The following is a 24,707-nucleotide window of genomic DNA, read 5'->3' as shown; positions in this document are numbered from 1 at the left end:
GAATGTGGTGTAGGAACCTTCATTCTACACGAATCCGGCCATGGGCCATTTTTTTATTTATTTCCAGCGGGTGTCGCACTTCATATTACAATCCGTCAAACAAAAAAAGCCCCACACAAACAGGAAAGATTGGATCATTCCATGTTTGTACAGGGGCTTACATCATTTGTTTAAGGACTACATAAACTTCTAACTTAGACGAGCTACACTATTACAACTTGATATTCGCCTCATCAAAGTATTCTTCGAGGGTTAATCCACTCTTCACGATGTCTTGCGCTAGTTCCTTACCCACGTAGCGAATGTGCCATGGCTCATAAACATAACCCGTCACATCCTCCTCGCCTTCAGGATACCGAATCACATAACCGTATTCTGCGGCATGCTCATCTAGCCATTGGCCTTCTTTTGAGGATCCAAATACTTCTTCAAGCACATTGCCCACACTTGGACTGGATACATCAATTGCAAGTCCGGTCTGATGCTCACTTCGACCTGGTACGGCACTTACACGCGAAGCATATGCTTCACCTTTGGTTTTGACATTATTGTTGTAGATGGATACTTGGCGTTGATACGAACGATAGCCAGATACAGCACGAAGCTCAATGCCATCCGCTTTTGCACCTGCAAACAGCTCCTCCAATGCCCCGGCAGCTTCCTTACGCATGTGCCGCTTCTCATGTGGCTCGTCAAAAGAAAACTTCACATTTGGTTCAACGAGATCACTCGGCTCATAACCCTCTGGCAAGCTACGCTGTTTGTTGACGATTACAGTCATCGCCTCTGCATTAGTCACGACCGATTGACTATCAATTGTATTTTGCAATGCACTGACACTACGCTCCTGCATCACAGGATCATCTGCTGTCGCTTCATTCCCATCGGCCGAGGAACCTTGGTTCTCTCCTTCTGACGCTGCATCTGAACCGCGATCTGTGTCCTCACCGCTGTCTGTAGCTGGGGTATCCTGCCCCTCATTAGGAGTGCTACCATCTGTTCCCGTATCATCTGTAAAATGAATGGTTGTGCCATCCGATTCCTGCTGTGTGTTGCCTGCTGTGCTCGGATTCTGGCTCTCATTCGCACTCGAACCGTCCTGACAAGCGGATAGCAACATACCACATAATATAAATGAGGACAGCATCACTGTGATGCTCCGTTGTCTGCCTGTACGTGATTTCATGTAAAAACTCCTATCGCCATCCATTTTATAGTGCTTGTTCAAAAAGAGCGGTTGCTTCGTAATCAAAGGTGGACTTTTTGAACAACCTTTTATATTGCAATCTGTTATGTTCAGGGAAATACTTCATGTACAGCATTCTGCCCCTGCGACAGTATACCTTATATGCGGGCGAAGCTCCACCGTTAAAGACTCCCTTCACCCGAACTCATTATTACCCCAGATGGGATGATCTGCATATTAGACCGTTTTTCAGCCTTTTATAGCCTAATCCCAGTTGCTGTCGCTCCAAGCAGGCCACTGGTAATTCCATAGATGTGTCAAGATGAAAGCCTAAGCGATGACCATGACAAATAAGCAGGGATGATCTACGATCTCCCCGCTTAACGCCTTGCATCACTTGGTTGCCTTGCTGTCCTTGTTCTTCTTCTGGACAGCCTGCCATATCCGCGCAGCTACACGCTCGCGGATCAGCGTAAGCCCCGCAACGGCCGGCACGCCTGGCAGCAGCGCCGTTAGCTCCGGCGTTGCCGGCGGCTTGCCCGGCTGCGCCAGCTGCACCTGCACAGCGCCGAAGCCCGGCCCTGGCTGGTGCATGGCGCCTTCTGCGGCAGCCTCGGCGATCCACTCGCCGACGGCAGCGCCGCCTTCGCCGCCCCGCGCCTGCGGGCGGCCAGCCGTCTCGGCTGCGCGGCCAGGGCCGCTGGGTTCAAGGGCGAGTTCCTCCGCCCATGAATCCAGCACGCCAGCGAGCAGCGCTTCGCGCGGCAAGCCGGCGTGCGCTAGCTGCAGCAGCGGCTCGGCCGCGTAGCGCGCGGCTGCGGCCTGCACGGCGGCAGCGACATGCGCGCAGCCAGGGCTGCCGCAGCTGCACGTGGCGGCAGCGCCGAGCGTGGCTTGCGCGGTTGGCTCCGCCGACTGCGTGAAGCCTACCGCGGTAGGCAACAGCGCTGCAAGCTCCGCTGGAACCGGAGCTTGGGCTGGAGCCGCACTACTGCGCAGCAGTACATACAGCGCTAGCGGACGTTTGCGCAGTTCCGCCAAAATCGCCTCACGTGCTGCCTCACTAAGCTGTGGCAGCGTGCAAGTTACCGTATACACACCTTCACCTGCGGAAGTATGGTTTACACCCTTCCCAGATGCATCAGATGCAGCGACCCTCGTATCTGTTGTACCCGAATCTATATCAGCCTTTTTCGGCTTCGAAGTTGTTGGTGCATGAACCTTTTCTTTCACTTCTGCTGTCCATCCAACGGGGGACATATGCAGCTCGACATTCCATTTTTCGCTCACAACAATCCCCCTTTAATTAGGGCATGTCTAAAAACCCGCTCAAGGTCATCTTGCACCGCCTTTTCTCCCCCTGCTGCGTCAGTTTCACTTAACTTACCCCCGGCAAGCTTGCGTAAAACTTCCTTGCATGAGACGAAAATTCGGCACAATTTGTTCCCCTCAGAGTATTCAGACACGCCCTAGTCGTGTCTCATCTTATTCTTATAACCATGTCTCGCCCTGGAGCGAGATCAGTCCACGCAGCTCATCGTCTGACATTTCAGTCAACCAATTCTCGCCGGAACCTACGACCTGCTCCGAGAGAGCTTTCTTACTTTCAATCAGTTCATCGATCCGTTCTTCTAACGTCCCCTGACAGATCAGCTTATGCACCTGTACGTTACGGTTCTGTCCAATCCGGAACACCCGATCCGTCGCTTGGTTCTCCACCGCAGGGTTCCACCAGCGATCATAATGGATTACATGACTTGCACGCGTCAAATTCAGACCTACGCCGCCTGCACGAAGAGATAAGACAAATAACGAAGGCCCTTCCCCTTTTTGGAATGTCTCGACCATTTCGTCCCGTTGTATTTTGGACACACCGCCATGCAGGAAATACGGCTCCTCTTCATAGCGCTGTGTTAATCGTGATACCAACAACTCTCCCATAGCCACATACTGCGTGAAAATCAATGCAGACTCTCCGTTGTCTCGAATGGCGTCTACAAGCTCCAACAGGCGCTCCATCTTGCCAGATGCCTCCACTTTGGCGTGATCCTTCCGATTGCTGTCCGCCAGCACCGGATGATCGCAGATCTGCTTCAGTTTGGTCAACGATGAGAGCACAATCCCTTTGCGGGCAATGCCATTTCTGCCATCCAATCCACCCATCAGATCATCAACAACACGTTGATACAGCACCGTCTGCTCTGGTGTCAGGGAACAGTAGGATTTCAGTTCCAGCTTCTCCGGTAGATCCTTGCGAATGTCCGGATCACTTTTGAGCCTGCGCAGCATAAATGGAGACACAAGTCGGTGAAGCTCCCGCAGAGAAGCCCCATTCTCTTCCGAGGTTCCTGTACCTGTATAGCGCTGGCGGAACGACGAAGCCGTGCCTAAGTACCCTGGATTCAAGAATTGGAAAATGGACCACAGCTCGCTCAGCCGGTTCTCTACCGGCGTACCCGTCATTGCAATTCGGTGAGGAGCAGACAGACGCATCACGCTCTGCGCCTGTTTCGTACGATAATTTTTAATATACTGTGCTTCATCCAGCACCACAGTAGACCATTGCAGCGAAGCAAGATCAGGCCCATCCCGTCCAGCTAGATGGTACGTCGTTAACACGATATCATGCGCCTGTGCTTCTGCCTGGAATGCAGCACCATGCAGTCGCTGTCCGCCATGATGAATATAGAGGGTTAGGTCAGGGGCGAACCGCTTCAGTTCCCGCTGCCAGTTTCCTAGAAGGGATGTTGGACACACAATTAATGCAGGTAGATGAACTCCCTGCGAATACGCAGCGGCATCCCATTCCGATGTGCCATCTGCTCCCGTCTCTAATGTTTCCCCATCATTCTCTTCCGCTTCCTGCGCGGCGATCTGTTGCTCCTCGTGCTTCAGGTCGAGCAGACAGGTGATGACCTGAATCGTCTTACCAAGACCCATATCATCCGCCAGACATACGCCGAACCCTAGCTCACGCATGGCCGATAACCACTGATATCCCCGTTCCTGATAAGGACGAAGCTCTCCATGCAGCTCTTTGGGCACTTGTCGTGGTTCAATGCTGCGTAGCACCTGTCCATCCAGTAAGAAGGAGAGCAGACCTTCCGATTCTGCGCCAAATACAGACAGACCTTTCCATGCGGCATCCTCGCCTTCTTCTGCGGCCAGGTGCAGCCATTCAGATAGAGGCATGTATTGTTCTTCTTCTTTTTTCATGTAACGGAGAACTTGGCGAATTTCCTTCGTATCCACTTCGATCCATTCACCGCGGAACATCACATACGGAACCGTCGCTTCAGCCAGTGCAGCGAGCTCCTCCGGTGTCACTGGTTTACCATCGATCATCGGTTCAGCCTTAAACGCCACAAGCTGTTCCATGCCCAGTGCAGATGAAGCGCTCGGCGTCTGTTCTGTGCCACGATTCAGCATCTGTAAACGTAAACCAGCACGACGCTTGCCCGCTCGACTCCAGCGAGAAGGCATGAGTACCGTCACCCCAGACTTCTGTAAACGAGGTACGGCATGTGTTAGAAATTCGAAGAAGGCTTGCTGTGAGAGCTTAATCCCTTCAGGACGTGGCTCAAGCAATGCAGTCTCAAGCTCTGGAGCCAACTCCGTTGCGTACCCTAGCGCCATTAACAGCTGTTCTGCAATAGCGGCATATTGAACCTTACCCCGATCTAAATCACGCTCTGGATGAGCCCAGATTGTACGAGCGGGCAGTCTCAGCCCTGGCTCCTGCACACTGTCTACCCAGAACGTAATGCCCCATAATGTTTCCAGTTCGCCAAGGGGCGGCTCAAGCCGTAATACAAGTTTAATTTCACCTTCTGTAGGAGCAATCTCTTCCGTTCTCATCAAGGGCATGGATGTGCCCCCTGCGTCTTGAATTATCTCCATGAATTCAGTCAGTTCCTCCGTCGCTCCCTGTACGGTCACAGGGCGGAACATCGATATTAAACTGTTCCACCACAGCTCTGATACTGGAGAAGATCCACGCCGGAATTGCGTCCGGTACCGTGACATTTCACTATCCATGCCCTCCAGCTCACCTGTGACAACGGCATGAACCATGCCGCTCATAAATGAAAATAAGACAGTCGCGCCTGCCTCTTCTCGCGATTCCGGTTCAGAAGAAGCGTAAGCCCCCGGCGCAGATAGACCAATTGGTGGCATAGCCTCAGCTAATTCTCGGAATCGCTCCACGTCTGCCTCATGTAATAAGCGCGGGCGCCATACACCGGTTAACGTTTCTTGCCCCGTGCGCCGACGCGCTCCTGTCTTCGCAGCAAATTCAGCCGCTGGCGCAATCTCTCCACGCAGCAACAATTCCTGTGTAAATTCGGCTGCTTTTACCCAATATTTAATCTCTTCTCCAGCTTGAATGCCTGCCGCATTCAGTATGCTGTCATCCCAATGGAGCAACAGCTTAAATGTATCTTTGGGCGACATTGCCAGTCCTTCGAGCGTTCTTCCAAGTAATTGGCGACGCTTCGTTCCCTTGGCTTCAGCAGCATTACGCATCGGATTCGGCCAGCGCAACTCCGCAAGGCGCAGAGCGGCAGGCTGAAATAGACGACCCCCGTCGCCAAAATTTAGCCGTCTGACCACGTGACTCCAAGCATCTACACGTGGTTCCGATGTTTCACCGGAAAAACAAAAAAACACGTCACCAAGCCATACACCATACAGCGATTGCATCATTACAGTCTCCCGTCATCCCTTCGCATTGTTACTCTCCATCATATACGAAAACGAGTCGATTTAAAAACCTTTACCTATAAAAATTGCTTATTTTCATCGTTTGGTATGCAAAAAATGCCCCTCTTCCCCCCGAAAGGGGATAAGGAGCATTTAGAGAAATCAACCACCCATGTCTTCACTGAACGATGAAATATAGATAATGAACTTCGTATTTACACGTGAGCTAAACGGAAAGAAGTAATTGATACAGCCTTGGAACGACTACGAATGGGTTAAGCTGCCCAGCAACGCTTCAAGGTTCAAAATACCCGCTGTATGATCTTCACCGTACCCGATTTCATTGAAGACTCCACTCATGAATCTTTTGTGTTCTTCCGCAGGTTTTTCGAATCGTTCATATGTTACGACAGAATCAACCGTATCTACAATAAGAGGTACAAACCCATCTTTGTACGGTACAACAATAATCCGTGTGGCAGAAGTGTCCTCCTGATCCGGCATGCCTAACAACACACGCAAACTTACAACGGAGACAACTTTCCCGTATAGCGAAGTAAACCCTCTAATTTCCGGACTTCCAAAAGGAACCGTTGTAACCGGCACCATTCTAATGATTTCTTGAACTTCATCAATCCGAAGTGCAAAAAACTGCTCTCCTACCGAGAAATTAATATATTGAATGTTCTCATCCATAGATCCCTCAGACCCTTCTCATTTCCATTTTTAGAACCTTACATCGTCTACTTCATCTGTAGATGAATTAATTTCACTAGGCTTCGTGATTCGGCATAACTAGGGCGTGTCTGAAAACTCCGAAGGACGCAGATTTTGACGAATTTTCGTTCCAAGCAAGAAAGTTTTCCGCAGGCGTGCCGGGGCACGTCAAGGGAAAGTGACGCAGCAGGGGGCGAAAAGACGGTAAAAGATGCACTTCAGCTAGTTTTGAGACACGCCCTAATCTTTATTCATATTATATCGGTCTAGGTCAGGTGAAATTTTACCCTGTAATATGAATCTGAGATTCTAGCATTCACCCGCAAAATCCTCTCTTCCCCATCTAGCAGAGAGAACAAATCTACCCTTTTTTATTTGGTAACCTGCATGGTTCATATTACCTACTCCATATCTGTAACATTACAGCAAAACATTGACGATATACATAGTATATTCAAACATTCGTTCAAGGACTAAAGTCCCGGGGTGTTATTTCAGAAACGAGGTAAATATTATGACGCTAAAAACCAAAGTCATTTTCATCGTCACCGCTATCTGTATCCTGCTGGCAGCACCCATTGGATACATCTCTCTCTACGTTATTGAGAAGCAAGCTACAGAATCGGTCGATAATGAGCTGCAGAGCACCGTTCAAAAAGCTGTAGCCGAGGTCGACGGCTGGGCGATGACTCAAGCCAAAGTGATTGAAACCGTCGGAAAGGTCATCAATGACACTGTTCCACTTCAAGACATTAGCATGGAGCACCTTCAGGCATTCCAGTTGCCAAATAATAAGGAAGATATCGCTACGATTTATTTTGGACTTGAGGATGGTACATATCTAGATGGTGCAGGTTTTCAGCCGGATGCATCCTTCGATGCGCGTCAGCGCCCGTGGTACCTTGCTATCAAGGCTTCTAATCAGCTTACTTTCAGTGATGCTTATGTAACCCAAGCGGGTGTACAATCTATTTTTATCGGGGTACCTCTGCATGATGAAAATGGCAACTTCCAGGGGGCTATCTCGGAAAATATCTCTCTTAATTCGATCAAAGATGAGATTAGTTCCATCGAAACCGATAATGGATTCACCTTTTTGCTAGACCGAACCGGTGTGGTCCTCTCCCACCCCAATCATGATCTGCTGAATACGCCGCTTGCTGAACAGAGTGACTATACAGAAGTCGTAGGTAAGATGCTTGCAGAACCAAGTGGAATGTCAGAGTATACATACAACAATGATCGGCAGCTCATCTACTATGAGAAAATTCCGAACACCAATTGGATTGCAGCGACTTCGATCTCCAAATCAGCTGCTTTGGCAGAATTCACGAAGATGAGACAACTGTTTATTGCATTTATCGTGATCTTTACTCTAATTTTGGCTGCTCTTGCCTATTTCTTAGCCTTAAAAACGATTAAGCCTTTGATTGCGATGAAAAACAGTGCACAACAATTGGCCGCAGGTGATCTCACCGTGCAGGTTTCCGTCAAAGGAAAAGATGAGATTGCTCAGCTCGGAGCATCCTTCAATGAGATGTCATCTTCACTTCGCAGCCTAATTCAACAGGTCGATCAGTCTGCACAACAAGTGCAATCTTCCTCTCAGACGATGTTTAAGGATGCATCGGGTAGTAATGAAATTGCGGGGCAGATCTCAACCGTTATTGATGAAATTGCCAAAGGTGCAGGCGAACAAGCCGAATCCATTCAAGCCGGAGCTGAGATGGTATCAGGCATCAATCAAGTGATTGATCAAATTACAGACGAGGCACGCCAAGCATCCGAAACCATTCTGGACGTGAATCATGCGATGGAGAGCGGAAACGATGCGATCGCAAGGCAGAATGATCTCTCTCAAGCAGGACATGAATCAACCAATCGAGTGGAAACGTCCAATCAATTGTTATTGAGTAAGCTTAACGAAATTTCAGTCATTACCAGTAGTATTCAGAACATCGCAGCCCAAACTAATCTATTGGCATTGAATGCCTCCATTGAGGCTGCACGCGCTGGAGAGCATGGCAAAGGCTTCGCTGTAGTCGCTGGTGAAGTGCGTAAGCTTGCAGAACAATCCTCTCAGTCTGTAGCTGGAATCGATCAGTTATTGAATGATCTACATGCTGCAGGTCAACAGAGTGCGACCGAACTGGAACAATTCCGCCTGAATAGTGCGGAGCAATCCGATTCCATGGCAGACACCTCAGCATCCTTTGAGCGTATTCGCCAATCTATTGATGAGATTATTCACAAAATCAACTCGATCACGACAGGTATGAACGAAATCAAATCAGGTGCCGCTCAAGTATCGGACGTTATGACAGGGCTAGCAGCCGTTGCCGAGGAAAGTGCCGCCTCTACCGAGGAAGCCGCTTCTTCCACAACGGAACAATCCCAATCCATTGGCAACATATCCGTTGCAGCCAAAGCTCTGTCTGACCATGCAGACCAATTACTACGTGAGGTTAGTCGTTTTAATACAGAATCTAAATAAATAAAGACTTTATCTCTGTTCATTTCTTGTAAAAAGGCATTTATAAATTTATATCATTTATGAATGTAATGTTGCGTTAGAAATACTTGCACTCCTTCGTAGGCAAATGGAAGAAACCTCTGTCAACAGTGGCTTCCACTTGCCGAACGGAGGTTTTTTTATTTTCTTAAATTAAATACTTATGCATCTGTGGATATCTGCATGTTATCGATAGAAACGACGTAAATTAGGCTGTAATATATTGTCTTTCAACAGATTGTGGATATCTTGTGCATAAGTTACCCACAGACTGTGTACAGTTACCCACAATTCTGTGGGTAACCTTTCGTATGTTGTGCATATGTTGTGTATTTGTAGGATAAACTACCGTAAGAATTTACACGGCCTCTAGAAGGGCTGCGGATTGTGGATAGGTTGTGTATACGATTCCATTTGGTTCAGGCATGTGTCTTCAATTCCTGCTCTATTTGCCAATCAGCAAGTATCCTTGCTGTCTCTTGTGGATGAAAAATCGGAAACTGGTGTCCATAAGGAAGCTCTGCACACTTCAAGGAGGTCGGAAGCTCCTGCGGACGCCCGTAGCCGGTATCTGCCCTACCCCACACGAATAGTGTTCTTATCGCTTCATCATAGGTTGGAACAACAGCTCGATCCGGACGCTGAATCCAGCGAAGAAGATCGGCATTGGCTCCAGCGATCCGAGGCGATCGCAAGCTAGCAGAGACTCTCTCGGCATATGCTAGAAGTGCTGTTTCGTCTATCGTAGTGGAGTCTGCACGTTTCAATTGCCTCACTAGTCGCCGCGGGCTCATTCGGGAAAGTTGTTTTTGCAGCATTCTTCTAGGTAGCTTAGAGGCCAACCGTTGAACTTGGTCCTCAGAAGCTGTCCATACCGGTTGTAGCACAGCCAGTTGAACATTCTCCCGTTTATATTCTCGCAGGACTGCTCCGGCTATGTTTGCTCCAATAGAGTGCCCAACGAGTCTGAATGGACCCGATATCTCATTCAACACCCCCGCAACCTCCGTAACCTGACCTTTAAAACCCACTTCCACTTGCAACGATCCTAGAGCTGGAGAACGACCAAATCCTGCAAGATCCACTAGCCAAATTGGATTCCCCGTTAAACGCTGTAACGCCTGCCCCAGAGGTAACATTTCATCTGCACTACTCATTAATCCATGAATGATTACCCATGGCTCGCCGTGACCTTCGTGGACAAGCACCGCTAGATTGCCTTTTCGTGTCCGCACCCAACCTTCAGGTAGAGCTTTAGCTGCAACGATCGGATTAGTCAATCGATAGTCTAGATCAGCAATGACATGGGGTAGTAATGGAACGACATTAGGTATTTTTTGCCCCATGCGAAGAAATAACTGCTCCGTCTGTTCCAAGTCAAAACGCTGCTTCGTAATAAACGAGATGGACTCTGGCGGGATACCACTAATTCGTTCTCCACCAGCCTTCATCGCTGCATGAATCATTGGAAGAGGAGCTGACCACCGAGGTGAAGGTACGTCCAATGTTGTCGCCATAAGTTGAATGAGTTCCTTCATATTGGGACTGTCCTCCTTTGGCAATAGTACAGGGTAAGTACCTCCGTTCGATTCTACTTCTCTGGATAGATAAACAATGGTTTGTGCGACCACATCATTGGATATGAGAGGCAACCAGTGAGATGCTCCCCCAGGAATGATCGGCATTCTTCCCTTACTCATTGCTTGTACAAGCATGCCAATGCCACCTGTTTGTTCTGTTTCCCCCGTTGGATATGCACCCACGACTGTACTTGGGTTCACAACGGATAGAGGATAGGCACACCTCTCCGCGTGTTGACGAATATATGCGTCTGCTTCGAATTTCATATGTTCATAGGCACTCTCGGTATGCATCATGTTGCTGCTCGCGCTACGCCAATTCCCTGATGGAGTGAGGGAATTCCCCTCAGTAGAACCCTCTGATTCCGTAGCGTTTTTCCCATACGGACTCATAAAACCAACAACGTGGATTAAATGTTTTAGTCCATGTGCACGATGAATCTCTTCAGCAAGCGCTGCTATCTCCCTAGCCCCATTCATAAAAATACGCTCTGCTACCGTTCGCTCCAGTGTCACATCCATCGTTCCACCCGCATGAATGATGACATTCGCTCCAAGTGCTAGCTTATAATCCTCTGTACTAAGCCCAAGTCCCGAAACGGATAAATCCCCTTGAACAAACGTAATTCGGCTATAGTCCGTTATTCCGTATGCTTGTAGTGTCACTTTGGCTTTTACTTTGGATCGTACAAGCAGGATCAGATTCAAGTTTTCATCAATGAGTTGTCTGACTGCCTCCTTACCGATGAATCCAGTGCTGCCTGTAAGTAAAATGGTTGTAGCTTCATGATCGGTTGTGCCCATTTCTGTTGTGTATGTACGAGTTTCCATTATCATATATCCGCCTCTCTAGTAGTACTATTTAGTACTAGTTATATTCAAAAAAAGAGCTTCGTTTAACGAAGCATCTGACAAAATGTACGCACGGATTGCTCGATCACCGACGTATCTCGGGCAGTCTCTGCAAGAACTAGCGAACCCTCTAGCGCTGCAATAAATAGTGAAGATGCAGATTGAGGTTCAATTCCCTTGCGGAATTCACCGCGATCAAGCCCTTGCTGCAGCAGCTTTTCGACCATTGGCTGCATCTCACGGAAGAAGCGTGATATGCTTTCTTTTACCTCCGGCGCACTCGCTGGTGTCTGCATGTATAGGGTAATAAAGGGGCAGCTCCCCTCATAATTGCGTGCTTCAATGCCTGCAGACAACATGGAGATAAACGAATAGATTCGTTCCTCGACTCCCCGCTCGTGCTGACTGAGCAGCAGATATAGCTGCGACTCATACTGTGTGATCCAGTGCTGTACAACCGCTTGCAGCAGTTCCTCCTTGTTTTTGAAATGATAATAGATGTTAGATTTCGATACTCCGCTTGTTCGTACAACCTCATCCATGCTGACATAGCTATAGCCTTGGCGCAAAAACAACTCTGCGGCGACTTCCACCGCTTTTGTTCGATTCAATGGACTTGAGCTCTTAGATCGGGTAGACTGAGTATTCTGAGTTTTGGGTTGTTGTTCTTTCATAAATAGAACTATATAGTACTAATCAATAAAATGCAATATAGATAATAGTGAACCCTATAAATTCGTTAGACATATCCACATCTAGTCGTTTCTAGTCACAGGATATCCACATGTGGTGGATGAACTGGATAACATGTGCCTAATCGTATGAATCCCTTACTACGATTATCCACATTTCCTAAAGACAATTTGAGTTATTGTCCGTTCTAGATGGACATTCTTCCTATTTGTCCGGCAGATCACAAGAAAAAGCCAACCAGAAACAATATCCTGGCTGGCTTTACTCGCGTTTTGTGCATTCTTTTACTTTTTTTCATTTCGTTAACGGGTGTGGATAACCTTTTTCTGTGGATAATATTTAATTTTTAGCGAATTCGTACATGTATTGTCATTAGAATAGCTTTGTTTACTTTTTCAGACTATCCCAGTTTTGCTGCAAGGCATCAAGCAAGCCATCTTTATCTGATTTGCCTGCTACATAGGCTTGAATCGTGCTACCATATTCTTGTGGAACACCTTCAGGGAAACGGTTGAAGTTCCAGCTTAATGTTTTGTTCTCCTGACTGTATTTCATAATGTCTGTAGCCAAATCGCCCAGATCCTCTTCAGATGCTTCAATCGTACTGAATGCTGGGATGAATTTGAACTCTTTGGTCATGTACTGTTTACCCACATCAGAGGTTACGAGCCACTCCAGAAATTGTTTAGCTTCGTCTTTTACTTGCGAATTCTTGTTCACGACCCAGTAGTTCGGCACACCCACAAACAATTTATCATTCGGTTCGTTTGTAATTGGCATCGGCAAGATACCCAGGTTCAGGTTAGGATCAATTCCGTCAATCTGTACTTGCGTCCAGTTTCCTTGTTGCATCATCGCAGCTTCACCGGTAGCAAATAGAGTGACTTGAGTATTGTAGTCCGTAGTCAACGGGTTTTTGTTACTATACTTCAGTGTTAAATCGAGCAAGTTGATCCAATCTGCAAACACTTGGTTGCCCGGAATTTTCTCTGTTCCTTCATTAAGACCTGCAATGAATTTTACCGGATCCGTTTGGTTGGCAAATGCCACGTTCACGTTATGATTACCGAGTACCCACCATTCTTGATATCCGTTAGAAAACGGTGTGATTCCTGCCGCTTGTAACTTCTGCGCAGCTTGATCCAATTGCTCCAGTGTCGTTGGAATTTCTGTGATGCCCGCTTGGGCAAACAGATCCTTATTGTAGATGAAGCCATATCCTTCTAATGCCAGGGGCTGCCCATAGAGCTTGCCGTCTTTCATCATAGGCTCCTTCGCTACTTCCAGCGCATCCTTCGCCCAAGACTCGTCAGACAGATCTTCCAAGTATTCCAGCCATGTATCTAGCTCACGATATCCACCTACGTTGAAAATATCCGGCTGCTCACCTGCGGCGAACTTCGCTTTCAGTGCTGCACCGTAGTCACTACCACCGCCCACGGTTTGAATATCCAATTTGACGCCAGGATGGGCTGATTCATATTCGGCTTTGAGTCGGTTAAGCGCTTCCGCAATTTCCACTTTGAATTGAAAGATTTTAATTGTTTTATCGCCTGTAGCGGCTTCTCCGCTGCCTTGCGGATCCGTGTTAATTGGACTACCACTTTTGTCGCCATTCCCGCAGCCTGCAAGCATAACGGAAAACGCAATGAGCATGAGCAGCGTAAACTTCGTCATTTTTTTCATACATACACTCTCCCTAATGTAGTTTAAATGAATTGCCCCTCGCATAGCGAGACTTGCCGTATTCTTTCCCAGGGGTTATGCCCAAGGATTGCGGGCATAACCCCTTCTACTCCTTCCGTGCGAGGCAGGAGCGGAGGGATCTGGATGCGCTGGAGAAGCGAAGCGCTCGCCTTTGATACTCGGTGGCTTCCTTGGCAGCTATACATTCAGGCCACCGAGGAGCAACAGCGATCGRAWGCGCACCTGATCCCGGAGCGATCTCCCTCGTGTATCCGCTTTTGACCTTCTCTTTCCAGGGTTATGCCCAAGGTTTGTGGGTATAATCCCCTTCTACTCCCTCCGTGCGAGGTAGGAGTGGAGGGATCTGGATGCGCTGGAGAAGCGAAGCGCTCGCCTTTGATACTCGGTGGCTTCCTTGCATTCATACATTCAGGCCACCGAGGAGCAACAGCGATCGGATGCGCACCTGATCCCGGAGCGACCCTCCCTCGGGCGCCTGCTTTTGACCTTCTCTTTCCCAGGGGTTATGCCCAAGGATTGCGGGCATAGCCCCTTCTACTCCCTTCGTGCGAGGCAGGAGTGGAGGGATCTGGATGCGCTGGAGAAGCGAAGCGCTCGCCTTTGATACTCGGTGGCTTCCTTGCATTCATACATTCAGACCACCGAGGAGCAACAGCGATCGAAAGCGCACCTGATCCCGGAGCGACCTCCCTCGCACCTACCCTTTAACTGATCCAGCAGTAATCCCCTGAATAATGTATTTCTGCATTAACAGGAAGAAAATAATGATTGGCATGATGCCCAGGACTAGAGCGGGTAATGCCAGATCCCATTGCTTCGTATATTGACCGAAGAGCGCAAAGGTCGCTATCGGGATCGTACGTAGGTTCGAGCTCTGTAGAATCAGGGATGGCAATAGATAGTCATTCCAGATCCAGAGGGTGTTCAAGATAATGACGGTTACATACATCGGCTTCATGAGTGGGAATACAATGCGGAAGAATACGCCATAAGCGGAGCTTCCATCCACACGTGCTGCCTCTTCTATCTCAAGCGGAACCGATTTAACAAATCCGTGGAAGAGAAAGACCGACATCGGTGCACCAAATCCGAGATAACAGATGATTAAGCCGCCTAGACTGTCGATCAGACCCAGATTACTTGTTACGGTAACCAGTGGAATCATGATAGACTGAAACGGAATTACCATAGCTGCGATAAACATCCCGAACAGGATGCGATTAAACAGGGTGTTGCTTCGAACCATCCGGTATGCTGCCATAGAGCTGATTAGTACGAGCAGCAGATTACTCACTACGGTCACAATAAGCGAGTTCATCAGCGCAGAAGGGAAATTTATTTTTTCCCATGCGTTAGCATAGTTACTCCACTGGAACACTTCCGGCCATGCTGCTGAGTTGGTAAGCAGGTCACCAAATGTCTTGACTGAATTGACGAACAAGAAGTAGAACGGAACCAGAAACAGAATTCCAAGCAACACCATAACAATCTCAGTGGCGATGGTACTTAACCGGTAGTTACTCTTCGTTTCCATCTAAGCCTCGACCTCCTTGCTCTTCGTCAGACGTACCTGAATCATCGTGATGATGGCAACGATTACGAAGAATATAAGTGCTTTTGCTGTCCCGATTCCGTACCGATTGTTCACGAAGGCTTCATTGTAAATATTCAAGGCTACGGACTCGGTTGAACCGAATGGTCCACCTTTGGTTAAGGACAGATTCAGATCGAACATTTTGAATGACCACGAAATGGCAAGGAACAGACAGATCGTGACACCAGGCATCACGAGCGGTAAAATAATGCTGCGCAGTACCTGCCACCGGCTAGCCCCATCAATCTCAGCCGCTTCCAGCAGGTCAGGGGATACATTGGTTAAGGAAGAGATGTAGATGACCATTAGATATCCTGCAGTCTGCCAGACAAATACAATGACAATACCCCAGAAGGCGGTCGGTTCATCTCCCAGCCAGGGAAGGTTGAAGAAGGACCACCCGGTCACGTCGCCAACTGCTGAAAACCCTTTCACAAATATGAATTGCCAGATAAAGCCGAGTAACAACCCACCGATCACGTTAGGCATGAAGAAAATGGTACGTAGGATGTTTCTCGTCTTGAGTGGTTTGGTCAGGAAGTATGCAAGGAAAAAACCAATCACATTGGTCAGAATGACACCGACCACCGTAAAGCGCACGGTGAACCAGAACGCAGTTTGGAACTTCGGATCATTCGTAAAGATATGCAAGAAATTGTCAAACCCAACCCAATTAATGCTCGCGGATACCCCGTTCCAGTCTGTAAAGGAATAGTACGTTCCCAGCAGGAAAGGAACTACGATGATGAGAATAAAAAAGACGATGGAGGGACCCACGAACACAAGCTGCTGTAACAGCTGGGATGAATGCCGATGCTTCATATCGTTCTCCCCTTCTATTGGATGAAATTGGTCTCTTCGTCTATTAAACCCCAATGAAGCTCAAGGAAACACCGATGCTTGTGAACAGTTGGGGGGAAAATATTGTCCTTTCCTAACCTGCAACCAGAAGGGGTGCAACGATGACAAAATATTATAGTATCCGTACCAAACTGATCGCATTTATGCTGATTGCTACAACTCTACCTCTGCTCGCGTCCATGAGCATGACGTTTATTCAGACCAAGACAGCCTTGCGGGAACAGGCCGTTGCCGAGAACAAACGCCTGATCTATCAGGCATCGACCAACCTGAATAACTACATCGATAATGCGGCAAGGGCTTCGCTCGCAGTGTATAACGACCCCCATTTTCTACGCAATCTAGCGAAGATTCCTGGGGATTATCGCGCAGTGGCAGAGGTGTACACCACGCTACAGACGATCCGTTCGGCGGTTCCGGATGTATTCCAGCTCTACTTGCACTCATTTGCAGCAAATCAGTCTACACTCATCACGAACCCTTTCCCGAAACGGGAAGAACGTAAGCAGGCTTATTCCGATTCGCTTCATGGACAGACGAATGGAAACCGTCAGGATATATGGATCGAATCAGCTCACGCCAGCCACACGTATGGATTCAAGGCAGCCTCTGCGGATGACCCTTCAAGAACAGTGATTACGCTACATCGCGTTATCATGGACATCCCTTCAACCGAACGTCTGGGTGTACTGTCAATTGATCTTAATATGGACAGCATTGCGGCGATCAGCAGCCGACTATATGACCCAGCGAAGGAACAGATTTATATCGTAGATCGTCATAATCAGGTCATCTATCAGGGAGATTCACAGGTTAGTGATAGCCTTGTATTGAACAAGCAGGTTGCCGCTGAATTAAATAATATTCGTGCGGGGAAGGTACATTTTCAGACAAATACAGGTCATTTCGAGCAAGAGCATTCCATGTATGTCTATCAACAAATAGGTAGTTCATTTGCAGACTGGACCATTATTAAACAGATCCCTAATGAAACGTTATATGCACGAGCGAACACGCTAACGTGGAACAATGCTCTAATCGCAATTACTGCACTAATCATGGTCATTGTGGCTACACTGTTTATCTCCATTCGAATTACAGGCCCACTCAAACAATTGATGCGTTATATGAATCAGATTCAGGCAGGCAGGCTACATGTGGATATCCGCTTAACAAGTCGGGATGAGATCGGCGTTCTTGCCCGTCATTTTCGAGATATGATGGATACTGTGAATAACTTGATCTTGAGGGAGTATCGACTTGAACTCGCCAACAAAACCAATCAACTTAGAGCCTTACAAGCTCAGATTCATCCACATTTTCTATACAATACGCTCCAATCTATCGGTACACTTGCGCTTCAACAGCAAGGACAACGAGCTTATGCACTGCTCTCTTCCTTATCCAAAATGTTGCGCTACAGTATGCGAGATCAGACTTGTGTAACTTTGCGGGAAGAAGCCGAGCATGCCCGATTATATCTGGAGCTGCAGCAGGAGCGTTTTGGTGAACGCTTAGAGGTGAATTTGAATTTTGCCGAGGATACACTGTCTGTGGAGATGCCGCGCATGACACTTCAGCCGCTGATTGAGAATTATTTCAAGCATGGAGCTGATGTTCAACCTGGCAAGGGATATATCAGCATTCATAGTCATCTGACAACCGATCATTGGGTTGAAATTCATCTAGAGAACAACGGTCCGTCGATTCCGGAGGAGAAGCTTATCGAGATCCGGGAATGGTTCCGCGAGGAATTAAGCACATCAGAGATCGTAGGAAAAGAGACAGACGAGAACGAGTCCATTGGGCTCCGTAACGTCGGTCAAAGACTGCGGCTCAACTCCTCTGCAGAACACCCGGCAATGATAGATATCCGCAATAGGGAGCCACATGGCGTGCAGATCATCGTTAAAATTTACGCGGGAGAGTGAGCAGCATGAAAGTACTAATTGTCGATGATGAAAAACACGTCCGCGACGCAATTAAGCTACTGGGGCAGTGGGAAGTTATGGGAGTAGACACGTTATTGGAAGCAGCGGATGGCCACGAAGCGATTGACATCATCACTGAACATGAGCCGCAAATTATACTGAGCGATATGCGTATGCCAGGCAAAGACGGCATGGAGTTACTGGAGTGGATCTCTGTCCATACCCCACATAGCAAAGTGTTAGTTATCAGTGGGTACGATGATTTTCAGCTTGTTAGGCATGCCATTCGTTATGGTGGGATGGATTATCTATTAAAACCGGTCGAAACGGAGGAACTTAATGCATCCTTGTTAAAAGCGATTAAAGCTTGGCAGGAAGATGAGACCCTTCGTGTGCAGACGATGCAACAATCCATGGTCATGAATACGATGCGCCCGCATTATCATGACCGCTTGCTTACGGAATTAGTCGTTGGGCGTGGCAACATTACTACTCAAATGGAGAGAATTCGTAATGAGCTGAACATCTCCCTGCTCGTAAATACATGCAACATCGCCGTCACGAGTCTATCTCAACTCGATGCTGGTTGTCAGGCGAAATATCGCAGCCAGCCTGATCTGCTCGTTTTCTCCGTACTCAATATCTGTGCAGAGATGTTATCCACTCCTAATGAAGGGGTCGTGTTCCGCCACCTAGATCAGCCAGACCAAGTTGTATTGCTGCACTGGGGTTCGCCAGCCTCTATGCAGGCAGTGCTGGAACGTGTGAATACTGGACTGGAACAGACGATTCAGCGTCGTCTTCACTATGGTATTGCTTCTTGTGAGGTATTCCCATCTGGCATTCCCAATACGTATCAGGAAGCGAGCCAGCGGCTTTGGCGACGAAATGCGTTACAGACTAAGCATAAATTCCATGCTTCATTAGACTCGTCCATAGCAGCTAAAGGTCTTCGGTTATCCACAATGGAAGAGCCCTTGCGATTAGCAGCGATAAGTGGGCGTGAATCTAATGTATCTGCAGCCGTAGCCGAGTGGATCGATCCACTTACCAGGCTTGATACGGTTACACCAGAGCAGGTTCTCCAGTGGGTTCAAGAGATGGAATGGATGCTGGGGCGTTGGCTTGACGACACGGCAAGTATATCTTCCACAGAGGAAGAGGACAAGCTGGATGAGCAATTCTTACCTTTTGCTGAGCTGCCATTTGATCGTGAAGGAAAGTTGTCTCTTCCGCTCCTTCGCTCTCTGTTAGAACAGCGACTTATCGCTGCTGGGAAAGCCCTGGCAGCACAGCACCATACAAGCCATGACCCGATGAAAGAGATTGCTCGTTATATGGATGCTCATTATCAGGAGGACTTGTCCCTACAACAGATCTCTGCCCGTTTCTATCTCAGTCGTGAATATATCTCTCGTAAATTCAAACAGCAGTTCGGTCTGAACTGGTCGGAATATCTTGGGAAGCTGCGGATTAATAATGCCAAATTACTTCTTCAAAATCCTTCCCTGCGCATTGCCAAAATCTCTGAGATGGTTGGGTTCCAAGACGAGAAATATTTCAGCAAAGTATTTAAGAAAATGGAAGGACTGACACCTGGAGATTATCGAAAATCTCTAGATCAATAACGACCTAATCCTTTAATAACACGGTAGGCACCACACGAATATAGATCAACTCTCCCGCCAGCTCAACAATCGTCTGCGTGACAATTACAGCAGCCGTTATGGCAGCCCATTCTGCTGGCAGCGCGAGTGCCAAAGGAAGTACAACCAGTGAATTGCGTGTAGAGGCGCTGAAGATCAGTGCCCTGCCCGCGCCCACATCAAGTCGGAAGATACGTGCAATTATCCGGGAGAATAGCGGCATTACGATCATAAAAGCGATGTATATAGGAAGAACGTTAACCATAACAGCCCACTCCTCATACACCTGACCGATCTGAGAAGCAACCACGACAATCAGCGCAAGAGCCATCAATGGGACGGGTAGCCAAGCGGTGGCATTTAATACCGCCTCGCCCTTGGGTCTGCCTTTAGAACCGACCTGCGTACAGATCGCCAGAAACAGCGGGATGACAATCAGGAATAGAAATGCCTCGGCAAAAGGGCCAAGCTGCATGATCCGCGCCGCCTCTGTACCCATGAACAACCATAGATACACCGGTAACATGATCATCTGCACCACGAACAGCATAGGGGTGGAAGCAAGCATGAGTTTCTCATTGCCTCTCCCAAGCTGAGTGAATACAATAACATAGTCAATACACGGAGTTAGTAACACCAGATAGACCCCTAACGAAACAGCAGACGTCTGCGGGAATACGAGGATAAGCAGCCATACAACGACAGGAACGACAACAAAGTTAGCAACTAGCAATGATCCTATAAACCGAAGATTCGATATCGATGCTCTAAGCTGTAGAAAAGGAATCTGTACAAACATGGTATATAACAAACATGCGAGCACAGGTGAAACGGTATACACCAGAGCCGATCCCCAATCAGGCATACCCAGCCCAATACCTGCCCCCACAAGCAGAGCAGCTACATAAAACCAGGTCTGTTGTTTCTCCATCACTTCTCTTGTAAACAATCTTCTTCCCCCGATCAGCTCTATCATTTGCAGAGCTCTAATGTTCTTTATAGATAAATGTACAAGAAGTCCGTTATATCGGACATATTATGGATTCAACTTGCGTACATTGGGACAGACTGGGATTAAATGTGTCTCCATGTGTGACTTTTTCTAGAATCACATGATGTCTTGGATATTTTTTTTTGCATGCTCCTTATTAAAATGTGGGAGAACTGGGTATATTCATTGTAGACTGACCCGTGGTTCATTCATTTCTGTTAAACCAAGGAGGAAATACCATGTCACGTAATAATCCGTACAAGTGGTTAAACGCTATTGGTTTTATCGCTGTTATCATTGTGAACTACCTCTCGAATGCGCTGCCTATTGGCGGCCGAACCAACAAAGAAGTGTCGGATATGTACCCTGTCCTACTAACCCCTGCGGGATACGCGTTCGCCATCTGGGGACTGATCTACCTCTTGCTCGCTGGCTTCGTCATTTACCAGTTTGTCCCTGCATCCTGGAAACGAGATTCGATCACTCGGCTCGGATATTGGTTTCTGGCCAGCTGTGCCTTTAACGTGGCGTGGATCTTTGCTTTTCAGAACCTACAGACAGGTCTCGCTCTACTGATTATCGTATTGCTCTTATTATCTCTGATTGTGTTATACCTCAAAACACGTGCCATCACTCTACCGACAACTGCCGAGATGTGGCTTGTAAAGCTGCCATTTAGCATCTATCTTGGATGGGTGAGTGTAGCCACCATTATCAACGTTGCGGTGTTATTATACAAAATCGGTTGGGATGGCTTCGGCATCAGCGAACCAACTTGGACGATTATTATGCTCATTGTAGGTCTTGTGCTCGCAGTCCTCGTGAGTTTCCCTTATCGCGATAGCGTATATCCACTCGTCTTCACGTGGGCATACATTGCCATCGCATTGAAGCAAAAAGACGTCACTTCCGTCTATTATACAGCGATTACCTTGGCGATCGTGATTGCCCTTTACGCGGTATGGCTCTTCTTCGCCCGTAATCAGGATCGGGATTAACATATATACTTACCACGAAGATGAGCTATTCCAATCATCATTACGCAAGCTTGGTTCCTTTAAGCATATCATTGTGCAGTAAATCGTAATCCTCAAAAAGCCGACTCCCTGGTTGATCAAGACCAGAGAATCGGCTTTTTATGTATTTCTATATTGATATTGTTGTATGATTTAGCTTGTCCTATTTGCGGGCAATAACTTCGATCTCAACAAGTGCATCCTTTGGCAGACGAGCAACCTCAACTGCACTACGTGCTGGATATGGCTGTGTGAAGAATGTGCTATACACTTCATTCACAGGAACGAAATCGTTCATGTCTTTCAGGAATACGGTTGTTTTCACAACGTTATCCATTGTGGTACCAGCCGCTTCGAGGATCGCCTTCACATTGCTTAGGGAAAGACGAGTCTGCTCTTGTACATCTGCGCCGAACTCTCCCGTTTGCGGGTTCAGCCCCAGTTGACCGGACGTGTAGATAAATTCACCTGCATCGACAGCTTGGCTGTATGGACCAATAGCGCCTGGCGCCTGATCCGTAGAAATTGGTTTTTTCATGGATTAACTCTCCTTTATGTTCGTACTCATGCCACCTTAGGGAGCAAGCGATGAACTCATTTGTGATGCTTATTATACCACGGAAGCTTCTGTTCCAAGCACATGAATAACTTCATTGGAATAAACATGATGACCTCTTGTTCCCACAAGTGCAATATTGATCATCGCCTGGGCAATGGTTGCAGCAGGGATCGCTCGATATTTAGCAGCCTTGCCTGTCATCCACCGATCCAGCAGCTTCATCGCGTAAGCACCCAACTGCTCGCCAATTCTAGTCTCATTCCGATCTCCTAGAATGAGAGAGGGGCGGAAGATTTGCAATGAATTGAAGCCAAGGGCAGTTAAGGCACCCTCCATTTCCCCTTTGGTTCGGCTGTAGAACACGCGCGAATCCGCATTCGCACCCATTGACGAGATCACCAGCATCTGAGAAACACCGTGCTGCTTTGCAAGTTTTCCTGCTTCTACAACATAGTCATAATCCACTTTGCGGAAATTTTCCTGACTGCCAGCTTTCTTGATCGTTGTTCCAAGGCAACAATACAGATCCGTTACACCTATGAACCAATGAGCAACCTCATGAAGTTGATCCCAGTCTACGATGTGTTGCTTCAGTTTGGGATGCTCTAGCGTCAATGGACGCCTGACAAATACATGAATCTCACGGTAGGATGAATGCTTAAGCAAACGATCTACTAATAGACCGCCGACAAGACCGGTAGCTCCGATCACCACTGCCTTCTTTTCGATATGCTCCATAATCATCCCTCCCCTTCTGTATATTAAAATGAACTAAAGGACATTACACAGGCGACTCTAATAACAGAACAATCTTCCGATCACTCTTATCGCAATAAAACCCGACGACCCAGGGTAAACGTTAAAATTAACATCGCTGCACCTACACCCATCTGAAAGCCATAGGTCGAGAACCATGTCATCGGTTCAGGCCACTTCTCCATTTTCTCATATAGCGAGCCCCCAATTAATGGCCCAAGAAAGGAAGTTACCCCGGTTAATGCCGAATATACCGCCACAAACATCGGACGTTCGCTTTTGGGTGTATCTCCAATGGTGAAGTTAAAGGCAAGCTGGTTGAAGCCTCCCACACCAATGCCAAGAAAGATATGAGAGCAAAATAGTGCTACCAAAACTGGCATAAACGACATCAATCCCCATGATAAACAGGAGAGTGCTATGATCGGCAACGTCCAGAACAACAACGTTTTGTTGCTGAATCTAGCATTGAGGTTACCCCAGAGGTAGAATCCCATCATCATAACCAAGGTCTGTACTACGGTAATGATAGACACGGTCTGATAGTTTACATTAAGCAAATCAAGCATGACATAAGAATATAGTGGAACAATTAGCGTTTGAATGAGCAACCAAGCCGCCAAGAAGAGTGTTGCCTTTAAGAACGACTGATCTTGAAATGGCTTCTTGAACATACGCCAAAATACTTTTTCCGTAGAACGCTCAAAGGGCACATCTGGATAAAAGAAATAAATGACGGTATTCGCAATCGCACAGATCCATACGGGAATGAACAAAATGAGGAAACCCGTCCCGCCTGGAAAACGATCCAGAACAATACCTCCAACAAATAAGCATACGCTTCCAAGAGCATTCAGAATCGTGTTTCGTATCCCGAAATAACGCCCTCTGACCTTGGCTGGCACAATGTCTCCAATAAGCGATGTCCAGATCATACCGCCGATTGTATTGGCAATAAACGCTACAGTGTACATCCCGATAAAAATAGATACCCACCATTCCTGCGGGAAAAGAAATGGGATAAGCCCTGTCGCACTCCACAGGATACGGTGCGCCCCAACGAACAACAGAAGCATACGCTTTCGACTGCGAATGCGCTGCATCCAATAGGCTGCACCAATCTGTGCAATGTTTACAAACGTCGTAATTGCGAGCACAAAACCAATTTGTCTTGACCCGGCTCCAAGGTACAGCAGAAATCCCGTTAAAAATGGGCCACCCAGCAAAGTCTGTAAAATAATTGCGGGTACGCCCTCCCACGTTGCAATTGCTAAATTGGTACGTTGTTTCGAACCCTTACGCCGTAGTTTGCTTGCAAACGAGGGAGGGTTTACTTTGACCATCTTCTGTATGGGGATACACTCCTTAGACCAGGCTTCTATCGCCGGCCAATGCTAGTTGTCAC

Annotated in this window: 18 protein-coding genes; 5 read left to right on the top strand and 13 right to left on the bottom strand. The window is 47.6% G+C overall.

The features are described from left to right. Nucleotides 1-211 precede the first annotated feature (211 nt). Nucleotides 212-1,186, bottom strand: a complete 975-nt coding sequence (locus ASD24_RS29765; protein WP_056704141.1) for a M15 family metallopeptidase — start codon at nt 1,184-1,186, stop codon at nt 212-214. Between the two features lie 393 nt (nt 1,187-1,579). Next, on the bottom strand, nt 1,580-2,014 hold the full coding sequence (locus ASD24_RS30530) for a hypothetical protein (RefSeq protein ID WP_156395590.1): 435 nt from the start codon (nt 2,012-2,014) through the stop codon (nt 1,580-1,582). A gap of 61 nt (nt 2,015-2,075) precedes the next feature. Here ASD24_RS30530 and ASD24_RS30525 point away from each other — a divergent pair, with 61 nt between their 5' ends. Then, nucleotides 2,076-2,405: a hypothetical protein gene (locus tag ASD24_RS30525; RefSeq protein WP_156395589.1), complete on the top strand. Its 330-nt coding sequence runs from the start codon at nt 2,076-2,078 to the stop codon at nt 2,403-2,405. Between the two features lie 272 nt (nt 2,406-2,677). Here ASD24_RS30525 and ASD24_RS29755 read toward each other — a convergent pair whose 3' ends face one another. Further along, complete coding sequence (locus ASD24_RS29755) at nt 2,678-5,890, bottom strand: DEAD/DEAH box helicase (RefSeq protein WP_056704135.1); 3,213 nt, start codon at nt 5,888-5,890, stop codon at nt 2,678-2,680. Between the two features lie 261 nt (nt 5,891-6,151). Beyond that, a complete protein-coding gene (locus ASD24_RS29750) occupies nt 6,152-6,583 on the bottom strand; it encodes a chemotaxis protein CheW (protein ID WP_056704132.1) in 432 nt (143 codons plus the stop codon). Nucleotides 6,584-7,118: 535 nt separating this feature from the next. Between ASD24_RS29750 and ASD24_RS29745 the strand changes: the two genes are divergently transcribed. Further along, nucleotides 7,119-9,098 (top strand): methyl-accepting chemotaxis protein, encoded by a 1,980-nt coding sequence (locus tag ASD24_RS29745; RefSeq protein ID WP_056704130.1) that lies wholly within the window; start codon nt 7,119-7,121, stop codon nt 9,096-9,098. 437 nt (nt 9,099-9,535) lie between these two features. Here the strand turns inward: ASD24_RS29745 and ASD24_RS29740 are convergent, their stop codons facing one another. From ASD24_RS29740 to ASD24_RS29715, 5 genes are all read right to left on the bottom strand, one after another. Then, nucleotides 9,536-11,527 carry an alpha/beta fold hydrolase gene (locus ASD24_RS29740; RefSeq protein ID WP_056704128.1) on the bottom strand — a complete coding sequence of 664 codons (1,992 nt, stop codon included), beginning with the start codon at nt 11,525-11,527 and terminating at the stop codon, nt 9,536-9,538. Between the two features lie 65 nt (nt 11,528-11,592). Continuing rightward, nucleotides 11,593-12,159 (bottom strand): TetR/AcrR family transcriptional regulator, encoded by a 567-nt coding sequence (locus ASD24_RS29735; RefSeq protein ID WP_056704124.1) that lies wholly within the window; start codon nt 12,157-12,159, stop codon nt 11,593-11,595. A gap of 469 nt (nt 12,160-12,628) precedes the next feature. Beyond that, complete coding sequence (locus ASD24_RS29730) at nt 12,629-13,927, bottom strand: ABC transporter substrate-binding protein (RefSeq protein ID WP_056704121.1); 1,299 nt, start codon at nt 13,925-13,927, stop codon at nt 12,629-12,631. Between the two features lie 718 nt (nt 13,928-14,645). Then, nucleotides 14,646-15,482: a carbohydrate ABC transporter permease gene (locus tag ASD24_RS29720; RefSeq protein WP_056704116.1), complete on the bottom strand. Its 837-nt coding sequence runs from the start codon at nt 15,480-15,482 to the stop codon at nt 14,646-14,648. Beyond that, a complete protein-coding gene (locus tag ASD24_RS29715) occupies nt 15,483-16,364 on the bottom strand; it encodes a carbohydrate ABC transporter permease (protein ID WP_056704114.1) in 882 nt (293 codons plus the stop codon). A 140-nt stretch (nt 16,365-16,504) separates the two neighbouring features. On the opposite strand from ASD24_RS29715, the gene ASD24_RS29710 reads away from it, so the two are divergent. Both ASD24_RS29710 and ASD24_RS29705 read left to right on the top strand, forming a co-directional pair. After that, complete coding sequence (locus ASD24_RS29710) at nt 16,505-18,334, top strand: cache domain-containing sensor histidine kinase (RefSeq protein ID WP_056704111.1); 1,830 nt, start codon at nt 16,505-16,507, stop codon at nt 18,332-18,334. A gap of 5 nt (nt 18,335-18,339) precedes the next feature. Next, nucleotides 18,340-19,962: a response regulator transcription factor gene (locus tag ASD24_RS29705; protein ID WP_056704109.1), complete on the top strand. Its 1,623-nt coding sequence runs from the start codon at nt 18,340-18,342 to the stop codon at nt 19,960-19,962. Nucleotides 19,963-19,966: 4 nt separating this feature from the next. Here ASD24_RS29705 and ASD24_RS29700 read toward each other — a convergent pair whose 3' ends face one another. Beyond that, nucleotides 19,967-20,956, bottom strand: a complete 990-nt coding sequence (locus ASD24_RS29700) for an arsenic resistance protein (RefSeq protein WP_200956231.1) — start codon at nt 20,954-20,956, stop codon at nt 19,967-19,969. Between the two features lie 254 nt (nt 20,957-21,210). Here ASD24_RS29700 and ASD24_RS29695 point away from each other — a divergent pair, with 254 nt between their 5' ends. Then, entirely contained in the window at nt 21,211-21,969 is a 759-nt protein-coding gene (locus ASD24_RS29695) for a tryptophan-rich sensory protein (protein WP_056704102.1), read from the top strand. A 181-nt stretch (nt 21,970-22,150) separates the two neighbouring features. Here the strand turns inward: ASD24_RS29695 and ASD24_RS29690 are convergent, their stop codons facing one another. From ASD24_RS29690 to ASD24_RS29680, 3 genes are all read right to left on the bottom strand, one after another. Next, complete coding sequence (locus ASD24_RS29690) at nt 22,151-22,525, bottom strand: RidA family protein (protein WP_056704100.1); 375 nt, start codon at nt 22,523-22,525, stop codon at nt 22,151-22,153. 72 nt (nt 22,526-22,597) lie between these two features. Then, the gene (locus ASD24_RS29685) at nt 22,598-23,275 is read right to left on the bottom strand and encodes an oxidoreductase (RefSeq protein WP_156395595.1); all 678 of its coding nucleotides are present in this window, start codon (nt 23,273-23,275) and stop codon (nt 22,598-22,600) included. A gap of 95 nt (nt 23,276-23,370) precedes the next feature. Then, nucleotides 23,371-24,645 (bottom strand): MFS transporter, encoded by a 1,275-nt coding sequence (locus ASD24_RS29680; protein WP_056704094.1) that lies wholly within the window; start codon nt 24,643-24,645, stop codon nt 23,371-23,373. Nucleotides 24,646-24,707 lie beyond the last annotated feature (62 nt).

Origin of the sequence: Paenibacillus sp. Root52 (assembly GCF_001426865.1) — a bacterium.
In the GTDB taxonomy this organism is placed as follows: Bacteria; Bacillota; Bacilli; order Paenibacillales; family Paenibacillaceae; genus Paenibacillus.
The sequence above is the reverse complement of the archived record's forward strand: the minus strand, read 5'-3'. Positions and strand labels throughout refer to the sequence as shown.